Genomic DNA, 13,243 nt, shown 5'->3' with positions numbered 1-13,243 from the left:
CAATAAGCCTGTTGTTATTATTTACGCATCAAGTGCGCGACAATCACTGACGGTCCACCCTACGGTGATCTTATCGCCAGCCGTATAGCGATGGACAGCAGATGAATTTGGGGTCTTAACAATAAACTCGTTGTTACCTGCTACCTCAAACCGAGTTCTGAGATGATCACCCATGTAGATCACCTCCCTTACCTTGGCATCAAGGATATTAGGCACAGAACCTGGTTCAGGGTTTATACAAACGCGCTCAGGACGTAGAGAAAGCGTGCTTTGTTTACCCTTGCCAGAAACATTTACGGGCAACGAATACACCACCTCTCCTGTTGGCAAACGCACGTCGGCTTGCTGATCCGTCAACTCCAACACTTCACCAATAAAGGCATTGTTTTCACCAATAAAACCGGCGACAAATGCATTTTCAGGACTTTCATACAAGGCTTCTGGCGTAGCCAGTTGCTGTACTATGCCGTCATCAAACACAGCGATGCGATCTGACATGGTCAGCGCCTCTGTTTGATCATGGGTTACATAGATCATACTGATCCCTAGTTCTTCATGCAGATGCTTGATTTCAAACTGCATTTCTTCTCGCAAGCTTTTATCCAGCGCACCCAATGGTTCATCCATAAGCACTAACGCTGGCTCAAACACCAGCGAACGCGCCACAGCAACACGCTGCTGCTGACCACCAGAAAGCTGAGCAGGACGACGGTCACCAAAGCTCTCCAGCTTAACCATAGATAGTGCACGTTTAACTTTTTCGTCAACGGTAGATTTGGGAATATTGCGGACCTGCAGCGGAAAAGCGAGATTTTCAGCAACAGTCATATGAGGAAATAGTGCATAGTTCTGAAACACCATGCCTATACCACGCTTGTGGGGTGGCAGCCGCGTGATGGGTGTCCCATCCAGCAAAATCTGCCCATGAGTAGGTACCTCAAAACCCGCCATCATCATCAAGCAGGTGGTTTTACCAGACCCGGACGGGCCTAACAGTGTGATAAATTCACCCTGATCCATATCGAGGTTGAAATTTTTAACTACCAACGTTTCACCATCGTAAGTCTTCTGAACACTATCGAAGACCACGAAGGATTTTTTCTTTTCTGAATCAGCGCCAATCGGCTTTTCCATCGGAAATTATCCTCCCGTCAATCAGGCGGGGCAGATGACCTATTCGGGATATGAGTCACCCAACAAGGCCTGTAATTATTTTTCTTGCACTTAGGTATAACCGATTCGCAAAAGGATGTAAAACCCATACGCCATTTTTTTCGGGAAAAACATCTCCAATTCCTAGGGTTACAACACGCCAAGCCGCGCAGTTTCTGACAATACGGGCAAGAAAAAAAATTCATTGGAAGTATAATTTAAAACGACGAAATTAATGATGGCCGCTAGTACAAAGAGCTGTAACGGCAGTAGGAAGTGTTGTAAAGCGAAGTTTAGACACACGCCGCTCATGCGCTTACCAGCGCTCGCGGCATATCGCGCCAGGACGGCGCTTAGGCAGAAAATGCAGGAGCAATTTTCTGCCTGTACATACATAAAAAAACCAGCTGTTACCAGCTGGTTTTTATAATGGTAGCGGGGACAGGATTTGAACCTATGACCTTCGGGTTATGAGCCCGACGAGCTACCAGACTGCTCCACCCCGCATCAAACTATAAATCATGGTGCCGACGGCCGGACTCGAACCGGCACGAGCATAGCTCACCACCCCCTCAAGATGGCGTGTCTACCAATTTCACCACGTCGGCTAAAACGTTACCCAAGCAGCCAGATTTAATCGGCTGATGGAATATCACTTGAAGAAGCTGCGCCAGATGAAGCTGGCACTTCAAGTGCAGGAAGCTCTTCAGCCCGTTCTGCAGCAGATTCAATAACCTGCAACGACGGGATACCTGCATCGCCTACACTAGAGGCGCGCTCTTTAGCGAAGTAGGCTAGAGCAAAACTGGTCGCAAACAGGATAGCTGCCACCAGTGCGGTAATCTTAACCATAAATCCGGTATTGCCAGTGCTGCCAAACACAGTCTGTGAGGCACCCGCACCAAATGAAGCACCCGCTTCTGCGCCTTTGCCCTGCTGCAGTAATACCAAGGCGATAATAGCCGCTGCCAGCAATACGTGAACGATCAGAACCAGTGTTTCCATTATATCAACCATTTATTGTGCTAAGAGCCGCGGCGCGACAAATAGCAGTAAATTCATCAGACTTTAGCGACGCACCGCCAATCAGGCCGCCATCTATATCAACCTGCTCAAATAAAACGGCGGCATTGGTAGAGTTAACGCTACCACCATACAAAAGCGTAATACCCTGCGAAAGCTCTTCATCAAATACTGATGACAGATACTGTCGTATATAGGCATGTACTTCCTGAGCTTGCTCAGGCGTTGCTGTTTTGCCTGTTCCAATTGCCCACACAGGTTCATAGGCGATCACTAACTTTTCAGCCTCACGTCGCTGCAAAGAGCCTAGCGCCCCTTTGAGCTGCAGGCTGATCACATCGGTAACTAGATGAGCTTCACGCTGCTCAAGACTTTCACCAACACAAACAATCGGTGTTAGCCCAGCACTTAGCAGGTTGGCAATTTTAACTGCCACTTGCTCATCTGTCTCTCCATGCTCACTGCGACGCTCAGAGTGACCGACTATCGCATAGCGAACGCCCAAATCACTTAACATTTCAGCAGAGCAGTCACCTGTATGCGCTCCATCACAGGCAAATCTGGAAACGTCCTGTGAGCCAAGCGCTACACGACTTCCCTGAATCAACGCTTCAATCTGTGCTAAATACGCCTGCGGTGGACAAACCACCACGTCGATATCAGCTTCAGGAAGTCCGGATAACTGTGTTAACAGCGCATCGATCAGAACCTTGTTCTGTTCAATCCGCCCGTGCATTTTCCAGTTTCCTGCTACCAGTGCTTTACGCATTGATATCACTCCTGATAAAAGAGGCGCAAATCTTAACTGAGTTGGATTCAGGATACAAGACCGGATAACGCTTTTTCCACAGCCTCAGCCAGCGAAGCACAAAGCGCCTTGACCAGAACTGAATCTTCGCCTTCCACCATAACTCGAACCAGAGGCTCGGTTCCCGATGGACGCAAAAGCACGCGTCCGGTATCGCCCAGCTTAGCTTCAGCTTGAGCAACAGCCGACTGCACTGCCACCACACCAAGTGGATCAACACCTTTCGGCACCGCCACATTAATCATCAGTTGTGGGAGCTTTACCACGCTTTTTTTCAATTCAGCCAGTGTCGACCCCGTATCAGCCATCGCTTTCAAAACCTGCAAGGCCGCAACGATGCCATCACCTGTCGAACTAACCTGCCTACAGACGATATGCCCGGAACTCTCGCCGCCAAGATCCCAGCCCTTGGAGTCTAGCAGCTCCATAACATAGCGATCACCGACCTTAGCCCGCGCAAAAGGAATACTTTCACGTTTGAACGCCTGCTCCAGTCCAAAATTTGTCATCAGAGTTCCAACAACGCCACCAGCCAGAAGGTCCTGATCGCGCATAGCCTTGGCAATAATATACAGCAGCTCATCACCATCAACGACATCGCTATTATGAGCTACCATAATCAACCGATCACCATCACCATCCAGGGCAATCCCCAGATCGGCCTCTTCAGCCTGAACCACCTTCCTCAAACTATTAACATCCGTGGCACCGGAGTTTTCATTGATATTAAGGCCATCGGGCGACGAAGCAATTTCAATCACTTCAGCCCCCAGTTCCTGAAACACACAAGGTGCTACATGGTAAGTGGCGCCATTAGCGCAATCGAGCACAATGCGCAGCCCTTTTAACTTCAAATTGCCGTTTACCGTTCCCTTACAATACTCAATATAGCGTCCGGCCGCATCCTCAACTCGACGCACTTTACCCAGCTGCCCTGAAGGAACAGTTGTCATCGACAAATCCATTTGCGCCTCAATGGCCAGCTCAACTTCATCAGGCAGTTTGGTGCCCTTGGCCGAAAAAAACTTGATGCCATTATCCTGATAAGGATTATGCGACGCACTGATAACAATACCCGCATCGGCTCTGAAAGTGCGAGTTAAATAGGCAATGGCAGGGGTCGGCATTGGACCGGTCAGCAACACATCAACACCCGCAGCAGAAAGACCTGCTTCTAGTGCTGATTCAAACATGTAACCGGAAATACGCGTATCTTTGCCGATTATAATCTTGCTGTGCCCCTCACGGGCAAACACACAACCTGCCGCCCACCCCAACTTGAGAACAAAATCAGGCGTTATCGGAAAAACACCCACTTCACCCCGAATACCATCTGTTCCAAAATACTTACGTGTCAAATTTTATCTCCCAACCTTCCTGACAAACGGCTTCAAGCATATTCAGTGCATCGACAGTTTCTGCTACATCATGTACACGTATCAAAGCAGCACCCTTCTGAGCTGCAAGTATAGCTGTTGCCAAGCTACCACCTAGACGCTGACTGACATCTTTACCGGTGACCTGCCCGACCATTGTTTTACGCGACGTACCACTCAACACCGGGTAACCCAGCGCTACTATCTGATCCAGCCGATTTAACAGGGTGAGATTATGCCCCAGACTTTTACCAAAACCAAAGCCCGGATCCAGAAGAATTTGATCTGCAGCAATACCGACAGCCTGACAGCGAGCAACTTGCTGCTGCAGAAATTCCATCACGTCTTCAATAACATTGCCATACTCAGGCTTAAGCTGCATGGTGGCAGGCCCCTCCCCCTGCATATGCATCAAGCAAACGGGAATCCCAGCCTTAGCGGCCACCTCAAGCGCACCGGGAAGCGTCAATGAGCGCACATCATTAATTAGACCAATACCCAGTTTACTCGCCGCCTCTATCACCTGTGGCTGACTGCTATCCAGCGATATAACCACATCAAATTGCTGCTTAAGCTGCTCGATAACCGGCAACACCCGATCCAGCTCTTCAGCCACCGACACAGTTAATGCACCTGGACGCGTTGACTCGCCACCCACATCCAATACACCAGCACCTGATATAACCATCGCTTCAGCTTGACGCAACACGGCATCAATCGATAGCTGGTTCTGACGATAATATATTCCACCATCAGAAAAAGAGTCAGGCGTCACATTAACAACACCCATAACAACAGGTCGCGAGATATCAAGCGTACGCTGTCCGCAGCGCAGGGTTCTTACCAACATATTCCAAGTCTCAACTAGAATTTATCACTTTTCTTGTAACTGCACGCGAAGCACAAGTTAAAAAGCCGGCACATGGCCGGCTTTTTCTATTTACTTGCTGCCTTAATTAACGCTGATCTGGACTGCGGCTATCATCAGAACCGGCCTGATCATCACGGCTTGGCTCAACCCAAGGATCAGCCGCATCAGTGACATCCGTGCTACTGTCGTCGGCATCAGTTGCTTCGTCGCCACTTGCATCAGGCATATCAACATCCGCACCAGTAGATGAAGACGATGACTTGTTATTTTCACCGGCATCTTCACCCGGCTCCTGCCAACCTTCAGGAGCACTAACAGTCTGCCGTGCCATCAATTCATCCAACTGCGTGGAACCGATAGTTTCGTACTTGATCAACGCTTCAGTCATCGAGTCCAGAATATCGCGATTTTCTGCCAGAATTTTATAGGCTTTGGCATAGCAATCATCAATAATCTGCTTCACTTCAGCATCAATGGCACGCTGGGTTTCTTCTGACTTAGCCTTAGCACCACCACCGGCACCACGACCAAACGGATCATCATCTTCTTCAGCATAGAGCAATGGACCCAAAGTCTCACTTAAGCCCCACTTGGTAACCATATTACGGGCCAGCATCGTAGCACGCTGAATATCATTTGATGCACCGGTTGTCACACCCTCTTTACCCAGAGTCATCTCCTCGGCAATACGCCCACCATACAGTGAACAAATCTGAGAAATAATCCCCTGTCGGCTGTGGCTATAGCGATCTTCAGCAGGCAGGAACATAGTCACACCCAACGCACGTCCGCGAGGAATAATAGACACCTTATACACTGGATCATGCTCGGGCATCAGACGACCGACAATTGCGTGACCGGATTCATGGTAAGCGGTATTCAGACGCTCTTTGTAGGACATAACCATAGAGCGACGTTCAGCACCCATCATGATTTTGTCTTTGGCCTTTTCGAACTCATCCATACCGACCACACGCTTACCGAAACGTGCAGCGAACAACGCGGCCTCATTGACCAAGTTGGCCAAATCGGCACCGGAGAAACCGGGTGTTCCACGCGCAATAAGATCAGAGCGGACATCATCACCCAGTGGTACTTTACGCATATGCACTTTAAGAATCTGATCACGACCGCGAATGTCCGGCAAACCTACATGCACCTGACGGTCAAAGCGCCCAGGACGTAATAGCGCTGGATCTAGCACATCAGGGCGGTTAGTCGCCGCAATAACGATAACGCCCTCAGTTCCCTCGAAGCCATCCATCTCAACCAACAACTGGTTCAATGTCTGCTCACGCTCATCATTACCACCACCCAGACCAACGCCTCGGCTACGACCGACGGCATCTATCTCATCGATAAAGATAATACAGGGAGCATGTTTTTTCGCTTGGTCAAACATGTCACGGACACGGGACGCACCCACACCGACAAACATTTCAACAAAATCAGAACCGGAAATACTAAAGAAAGGTACTTTTGCTTCACCCGCAATGGCCTTGGCCAGCAGCGTCTTACCTGTACCAGGTGAACCTGCCATCAGCACACCGCGCGGGATATGCCCACCCAGGCGCTGAAACTTACCTGGATCACGCAAGTAGTCAACCAACTCAGCCACTTCTTCTTTGGCTTCCTCTACACCGGCAACATCATCAAAGGTAGTCTTAATCTGGTCTTCGCTCATCATGCGGGCTTTGGACTTACCAAAGGACATAGGGCCACCCTTGCCGCCAGCTCCACCTTGCATCTGGCGCATGAAGAACATAAAAATCGCAATAATGATCAGAATCGGGAAGGCAGCGACCAGCAACTGACTCCAGATACTCTGTCCTTCAGGTTGTTTGCCTTCGATCAGAACATTATTAGAGAGCAGATCATCAATCAGTTTAGGATCCTGTACGGCAGGACGGATAGTGGTGAAATCTTCACCTGTTTGCCGTTGTCCAGTAATAGTGAAGCCGTCGATAAGAACCTTGGACACACGTCCAGCCTGCACCTCTTCGACAAACTCAGAGTATGACAGCTTGCCGACTTCAGGCTCAGTGCTGAAATTATTGAAAATAGTTAACAGTACTGCCGCTATCACGAGCCACAACACTAAATTTTTTGCCATATCGTTCAAAGGTCCACCCTCAGTTCTACTTAACTTTATGACCGGCCGGTCATGATACCACAGCTAAAGCTCTCTGCCTGAATCTTTACCTATAGATTTATTAATCGCATTGATAGCCTAAAGCTTATCAACTTACTCTCATATAAGCTCAAACTCCGTCGCCCTGCCAACATTCACCAATGTTTTACGCTCTCAATCTTCAGAACGATCAAAGCTACCTGTGTTTGATAGGAGAAAGACCATAATGTTCCCTGCTATTATCACCAGTACGCTTTATCTGCACTCCTTTTACAGCAGATCACCATTCTTTGCTACTCAGCGTCTGCTCAGTCATGTAAAATCTGACTAAATTAAACAGGCAGCATGCCTCCCGAAAACCCACGAGGCACATATTCTAGTATGAGCTTAACTACTGAGCAAAAAAAGCATCTGCGCACTTTGGGCCATCAGCTAAACCCCATCATTATGGTGGCAGGCAATGGTCTTAGCGAAAACATTCAACTGGAAACCGATCGTGCTCTTGCAGATCATGAATTGATCAAGGTCAAAGTTACTGTCGGAGACCGTCAGCTGAAGCGCGACCTGATCAAGGAACTCTGTCAGATTGTTGAAGCCACCCTGGTCCAGGAGATTGGCAACATCGCTCTGCTTTATCGCAAGTCAGATCATCCTAACCCGAAATTATCTAATCTACAGCGGCTAAAATAAGCAAAGGCCACCTTCGCAATCACGAAGGTGGCCTTTTTCCAACCTGGCTCAGCCTTCGTGACGCACTTCGGTAATTTCGTACTCCGAGACACCACTGGGTGTATTAACCGCCGCGATATCCCCTTCTTCCTTACCTATCAAGCTACGAGCAATCGGTGAATTCACCGAAATTTTGCGCGCTTTAATGTCGGCTTCATCATCGCCAACGATCTGATAGCGCACAGTCTCATCCGTATCCAGATTAATCAGCTCGACCGTCACACCAAAAATTACCTTACCTGTGTGAGGAATCTTACTGACATCAATAATCTGAGACTGGGAAAGCTTATACTCCAACTCGCGAATACGGCCTTCAATAAAGCCTTGCTGCTCACGCGCGGCGTGGTATTCAGCATTTTCTTTCAGATCCCCATGGGCGCGCGCCTCAGCGATATCAGCAATCACTTTGGGACGGTCCTTAGTTTTCAGTCTTTCCAGCTCTTTTCTCAGAGTCGCCTCACCAGCAACAGTCATAGGTACACGGCTCATGAGAAGTCTCCTTTGTGTAAATCCTGCAGACGACGCACTACTTTCTCTTTACCAAACTTCAGCGCTTCGGTAATCGCAACCGCACCCGCCAAGGTGGTAGTGTAAGGCACCTTATGCTGAAGTGCAGTGCGACGTATTGCCGCCGAATCAGCAATGGCTTTTCGTCCTTCAGTGGTATTGATGACATAGGCAATTTCGCCATTCTTCATCACATCAACAATATTCGGACGCCCCTCCATTACTTTATTGATACGTTCAACTTTCAGACCATCACCTTCCAGCAAACCTGCGGTTCCAGCCGTTGCGACCAGGGAGAAGCCCAACAGGGCCAAATCACGCGCAACACTGATCACACCCGGTTTATCCACATCGCGAACAGAAATAAACGCCTTACCCTTGGACGGCATTTTTTCACCAGCGCCCAGCTGTGCTTTCATGAAGGCTTCACCGAAGCTCTCACCCACACCCATCACTTCACCGGTGGACTTCATCTCAGGGCCAAGGATTGGGTCAACACCGGGGAACTTGTTAAACGGAAACACGGCTTCTTTGACACTGAAGAATTTTGGAATAATTTCTTCAGTAAAGCCAAGCTCAGTCAAGGACCTGCCAGTCATCACCAACGCCGCAATTTTTGCCAGAGAAACACCGATGCATTTGGATACGAAGGGCACTGTACGCGAAGCACGTGGATTGACTTCGATGACATATATCTCGCCATCCTGATAGGCCAACTGCACATTCATCAGGCCAATAACGCCTAATTCCAGTGCCATCTTACGGACCATTTCACGCATCGCATCCTGAACATCGGCAGCAAGGCTATACGGCGGCAATGAACAGGCGGAATCTCCCGAGTGAACCCCGGCTTGCTCGATATGTTGCATAATGGCACCGATCACAACGATTTCGCCATCGCATACCGCATCAATATCAACTTCAACAGCGGCGTTCAGGAAGTGATCAAGCAGCACCGGTGCATCATTGGAAACCTTAACCGCCGACTGCATGTACTGACGCAGTTCTGATTCCTTGTACACTATTTCCATTGCACGACCACCCAGTACATAGGAAGGACGTACAACCAGTGGATAGCCAATTTTAGCGGCTTCGATAACGGCTTCTTCGAGGCTTCTGACTGTCGCGTTTTCAGGTTGCTTCAACCCCAGACGCATCAGCATCTGCTGGAACTGTTCGCGGTCTTCAGCACGATCAATGGATTCCGGTGAAGTACCGATAATCGGCACACCTGCCTGCTCCAACGCAACAGCCAACTTCAGCGGTGTTTGACCACCGTACTGAACAATCACGCCTTTAGGTTTTTCAACGGCAACAATTTCCAGCACATCTTCCAGTGTAATTGACTCAAAGTAGAGGCGATCTGACGTGTCGTAGTCGGTTGATACGGTTTCAGGGTTACAGTTAACCATAATGGTCTCATAACCGGCCTCACGTGCAGCCAATGCCGCATGTACGCAGCAGTAATCAAACTCGATGCCCTGACCGATACGGTTAGGGCCACCGCCAATAACCATAATCTTTTCGCGATTGGTCGGATTAGCCTCACACTCTTCTTCATAAGTGGAATACAGATAAGCGGTATCGGTGGCAAACTCGGCTGCACAGGTATCGACCCGTTTATACACTGGACGAATATTGAATGCATGACGCTGTTTGCGTAGCTGCTTTTCGCTCACTCCCAGCAAGGTTGCCAGGCGCGCATCAGCAAAGCCTTTACGCTTCAAGCGATACATCTGTTCAGCAGTCAGATCAGACAAGGCCATCTGGGACACAATCTTCTCATCCTTGATCAGATCTTCGATCTGCACCAGGAACCAGGGATCAACACCCGAAAAGGCGTAAATTTCATCGACACTCATACCCATGCGGAAGGCATCGCCGATGTACCAGATACGCTCACTACCCGGCTGCTGCAGTTCACGAATCAGATCTGTGCGTGCATCTTCAGCATCCAAATCGATGATTGGATCAAGACCGGTTGCGCCCACTTCCAGCCCACGCAAGGCTTTTTGTAGCGACTCCTGCTGGGTCCGGCCAATTGCCATCACTTCACCCACAGATTTCATCTGAGTAGTCAGACGATCATTAGCCTGCGGAAACTTCTCAAAAGTGAAGCGTGGAATCTTGGTGACAACATAATCGATGGACGGCTCAAACGAGGCTGGGGTACGCCCACCGGTAATCTCATTTTGCAGTTCATCCAGGGTATAACCAACGGCCAGTTTGGCCGCCACTTTGGCAATAGGGAAACCTGTCGCCTTGGAAGCCAGCGCCGATGAGCGCGAAACACGTGGATTCATCTCGATAACAACCATACGGCCTGTTTCGGGATCAACACCGAACTGCACGTTGGAGCCGCCGGTTTCTACGCCGATCTCACGCAGCACAGCCAACGAGGCATCACGCATGATCTGGTATTCTTTGTCCGTCAGTGTCTGTGCCGGTGCCACAGTAATACTGTCGCCGGTATGCACACCCATGGCATCAAAGTTTTCGATCGAGCAGATAATGATGCAGTTGTCTTTTTTGTCGCGGACAACCTCCATCTCATACTCTTTCCAGCCGATCAGCGACTCATCGATCAGCAGCTCTTTGGTGGGAGACAGCTCCAGACCACGTTCACAGATTTCAATAAATTCTTCGCGATTATAGGCAATACCACCGCCGGAACCACCCATGGTGAAAGAGGGGCGAATAATGGCAGGGAAGCCTATAGAATCGAGAACCTGAAGCGCCTCTTCCATGCTATGCGCCATAGCAGAACGTGGGCATTCCAGTCCGATATTCTTCATCGCCTTATCAAAACGCTCACGGTCTTCGGCTTTATCTATGGCATCCTGGGTAGCACCGATCATCTCGACACCATACTCAGCCAGCACACCTTCGCGATCAAGATCCAGGGCACAGTTAAGTGCCGTCTGGCCACCCATGGTTGGCAACAGCGCATCCGGGCGCTCTTTTTCGATTATCTTGGCAACCGTTTTCCACTGAATCGGTTCAATATAGGTTGCATCCGCCATTGATGGATCGGTCATGATAGTCGCTGGATTGGAGTTCACCAGGATGACCCGGAAACCTTCTTCACGCAGCGCCTTACAAGCCTGAGCACCGGAATAGTCAAACTCACACGCCTGACCTATTACGATAGGGCCGGCTCCGAGGATAAGGATACTTTTAATATCTGTACGTTTTGGCATCAGTAATAACCAGTCTCAATAATTCAGTTCAGGCACGTTTACGGGCTTGCATCATTCCGATGAACTTGTCGAACAAAGGCGCAACATCGCGCGGGCCAGGGCTTGCTTCAGGGTGTCCCTGAAAACTGAAAGCCGGGCAATCAGTGCGCTCAATACCTTGTAGCGAACCATCAAATAATGACTTATGTGTCGCACGCAAGCAGTTCGGTAGCGAATTTTCAGATACCGCAAAACCATGGTTCTGACTGGTAATCATCACTTGTCCGCTATCAATATCCTGCACTGGGTGGTTTGCACCATGATGGCCAAATTTCATTTTTTCAGTGGTCGCGCCACTGGCCAAGGCCAGCAACTGATGGCCCAGACAGATACCAAAAACCGGCAAGCGGGCTTCCAGTATTTCACGGATAGCCTGGATGGCATAATCGCAAGGCTCCGGATCACCCGGTCCATTGGACAGGAATACACCATCCGGCTGCAGGGCCAACACATCGCTCGCGGGGGTTTTAGCCGGAACGACCGTCAACTTACAGCCACGACTCACCAGCATGCGCAGAATATTGTGTTTAACGCCATAGTCATAAGCAACGACATGGAAAGGTTGCTCAGTTGATTCAGATGAGGCATAGCCTTTACCTAAGGTCCACTCACCCACTGACCATTGGTAGGTTTCTGCAGCAGACGCTACAGCAGCAAGATCCATTCCTTTAAGCCCCGGAAAACCTTTGGCAAGTTCAACTGCCCGAGCGTCGTCCACCTCACCGGCCATGATACAGCCATTCTGTGCACCTTTTTCACGCAAAATACGCGTCAGACGACGTGTATCGATATCTGCAATCCCAACGATGCCTTTTTCGGCCAGGTACTCATCAAGCGCCTGCTCTGAACGGAAATTACTTGCGATGAGCGGTAGATCACGAATCACCAACCCCGCAGCCCAAACACTGTCTGATTCCTGATCTTCAGAATTCACGCCAACATTCCCTATATGAGGGTAAGTGAGCGTGACGATCTGGCGACAATAGGAGGGATCGGTCAGTATTTCCTGATAGCCGGTCATAGACGTATTAAAAACGACTTCGCCGGTGGTCTCTCCGTCAGCGCCAATCGCAATCCCCCTGAATATTGTCCCGTCTTCAAGGGCAAGAATGGCTGGTCGCGTCAATGGAACCTCCCCGCTAATATGCTGCATGATAAATAACTTTATATGAAGTGATGAACAGTTGTAAAAAAGCGAGACACAGCCGAAGCCAGTCTCGCTTTAAGAAATCTGTTGGTTTGCGGAAACTTCCGGCAAAACGACCTTATTTTAGTGCAGTTCAGGTAAATAGTCCAACACAAGATCACATATGACTTTAACTACTTGAAAAGATATAAAAAAAGGGCCATCCTTCTGGATGACCCTTTCTTTAGTATTAAGTGCCTGGCGATGACCTACTCTCACAT

General features: G+C 49.3%; 10 protein-coding genes and 2 tRNA genes. 1 reads left to right on the top strand and 11 read right to left on the bottom strand.

Annotated elements, in window-relative coordinates:
- Positions 1 to 21: 21 nt before the first annotated feature.
- The 8 genes from ACN0R1_RS15415 to ftsH all read right to left on the bottom strand — a co-directional run bounded on the left by ACN0R1_RS15415 (position 22) and on the right by ftsH (position 7,343).
- Positions 22 to 1,134 (bottom strand): ABC transporter ATP-binding protein, encoded by a 1,113-nt coding sequence (locus ACN0R1_RS15415; protein WP_417584432.1) that lies wholly within the window; start codon positions 1,132 to 1,134, stop codon positions 22 to 24.
- A gap of 448 nt (positions 1,135 to 1,582) precedes the next feature.
- Positions 1,583 to 1,659: transfer RNA gene (locus ACN0R1_RS15410), tRNA-Met, on the bottom strand.
- Positions 1,660 to 1,674: 15 nt separating this feature from the next.
- A tRNA-Leu gene (locus tag ACN0R1_RS15405) sits at positions 1,675 to 1,760 on the bottom strand.
- A 25-nt stretch (positions 1,761 to 1,785) separates the two neighbouring features.
- Positions 1,786 to 2,157 (bottom strand): preprotein translocase subunit SecG, encoded by a 372-nt coding sequence (gene secG / locus ACN0R1_RS15400; RefSeq protein WP_417584430.1) that lies wholly within the window; start codon positions 2,155 to 2,157, stop codon positions 1,786 to 1,788.
- 4 nt (positions 2,158 to 2,161) lie between these two features.
- Positions 2,162 to 2,944, bottom strand: a complete 783-nt coding sequence (gene tpiA / locus ACN0R1_RS15395) for a triose-phosphate isomerase (RefSeq protein WP_417584428.1) — start codon at positions 2,942 to 2,944, stop codon at positions 2,162 to 2,164.
- Between the two features lie 47 nt (positions 2,945 to 2,991).
- Positions 2,992 to 4,341 carry a phosphoglucosamine mutase gene (gene glmM, locus ACN0R1_RS15390; RefSeq protein ID WP_417584426.1) on the bottom strand — a complete coding sequence of 450 codons (1,350 nt, stop codon included), beginning with the start codon at positions 4,339 to 4,341 and terminating at the stop codon, positions 2,992 to 2,994.
- Positions 4,331 to 5,209: a dihydropteroate synthase gene (gene folP / locus ACN0R1_RS15385; RefSeq protein WP_417584424.1), complete on the bottom strand. Its 879-nt coding sequence runs from the start codon at positions 5,207 to 5,209 to the stop codon at positions 4,331 to 4,333. Before folP ends, glmM begins: the two co-directional genes overlap by 11 nt.
- A 106-nt stretch (positions 5,210 to 5,315) precedes the next feature.
- The gene (ftsH, locus tag ACN0R1_RS15380) at positions 5,316 to 7,343 is read right to left on the bottom strand and encodes an ATP-dependent zinc metalloprotease FtsH (protein ID WP_417584422.1); all 2,028 of its coding nucleotides are present in this window, start codon (positions 7,341 to 7,343) and stop codon (positions 5,316 to 5,318) included.
- 399 nt (positions 7,344 to 7,742) lie between these two features.
- Here ftsH and ACN0R1_RS15375 point away from each other — a divergent pair, with 399 nt between their 5' ends.
- A complete protein-coding gene (locus ACN0R1_RS15375; RefSeq protein ID WP_417584420.1) occupies positions 7,743 to 8,051 on the top strand; it encodes a YhbY family RNA-binding protein in 309 nt (102 codons plus the stop codon).
- A 48-nt stretch (positions 8,052 to 8,099) separates the two neighbouring features.
- Here the strand turns inward: ACN0R1_RS15375 and greA are convergent, their stop codons facing one another.
- Genes greA through carA form a run of 3 tightly spaced genes read right to left on the bottom strand, consistent with a single transcriptional unit; the run spans position 8,100 to position 12,962 of the window.
- Positions 8,100 to 8,579 (bottom strand): transcription elongation factor GreA, encoded by a 480-nt coding sequence (gene greA, locus ACN0R1_RS15370; RefSeq protein WP_417584418.1) that lies wholly within the window; start codon positions 8,577 to 8,579, stop codon positions 8,100 to 8,102.
- Positions 8,576 to 11,797 carry a carbamoyl-phosphate synthase large subunit gene (gene carB, locus ACN0R1_RS15365; RefSeq protein ID WP_417584416.1) on the bottom strand — a complete coding sequence of 1,074 codons (3,222 nt, stop codon included), beginning with the start codon at positions 11,795 to 11,797 and terminating at the stop codon, positions 8,576 to 8,578. The genes greA and carB overlap by 4 nt, the downstream gene beginning before the upstream one ends.
- Positions 11,798 to 11,825: 28 nt before the next feature.
- Complete coding sequence (carA, locus tag ACN0R1_RS15360) at positions 11,826 to 12,962, bottom strand: glutamine-hydrolyzing carbamoyl-phosphate synthase small subunit (RefSeq protein WP_417584498.1); 1,137 nt, start codon at positions 12,960 to 12,962, stop codon at positions 11,826 to 11,828.
- Between the last annotated feature and the right edge of the window lie 281 nt (positions 12,963 to 13,243).

Source organism: Nitrincola sp. (assembly GCF_048264025.1).
In the GTDB taxonomy this organism is placed as follows: domain Bacteria; phylum Pseudomonadota; class Gammaproteobacteria; order Pseudomonadales; family Balneatricaceae; genus Nitrincola.
The sequence above is the reverse complement of the archived record's forward strand: the minus strand, read 5'-3'. Positions and strand labels throughout refer to the sequence as shown.

Bases quoted from the DNA above. Each gene is read 5' to 3' on its own strand.
- ACN0R1_RS15415 (WP_417584432.1), bottom strand. From the start codon at position 1,134: ATGGAAAAGCCGATTGGCGCTGATTCAGAAAAGAAAAAATCCTTCGTG.
- secG (WP_417584430.1), bottom strand. From the start codon at position 2,157: ATGGAAACACTGGTTCTGATCGTTCACGTATTGCTGGCAGCGGCTATT.
- tpiA (WP_417584428.1), bottom strand. From the start codon at position 2,944: ATGCGTAAAGCACTGGTAGCAGGAAACTGGAAAATGCACGGGCGGATT.
- folP (WP_417584424.1), bottom strand. From the start codon at position 5,209: ATGTTGGTAAGAACCCTGCGCTGCGGACAGCGTACGCTTGATATCTCG.
- ftsH (WP_417584422.1), bottom strand. From the start codon at position 7,343: ATGGCAAAAAATTTAGTGTTGTGGCTCGTGATAGCGGCAGTACTGTTA.
- ACN0R1_RS15375 (WP_417584420.1), top strand. From the start codon at position 7,743: ATGAGCTTAACTACTGAGCAAAAAAAGCATCTGCGCACTTTGGGCCAT.
- greA (WP_417584418.1), bottom strand. From the start codon at position 8,579: ATGAGCCGTGTACCTATGACTGTTGCTGGTGAGGCGACTCTGAGAAAA.
- carB (WP_417584416.1), bottom strand. From the start codon at position 11,797: ATGCCAAAACGTACAGATATTAAAAGTATCCTTATCCTCGGAGCCGGC.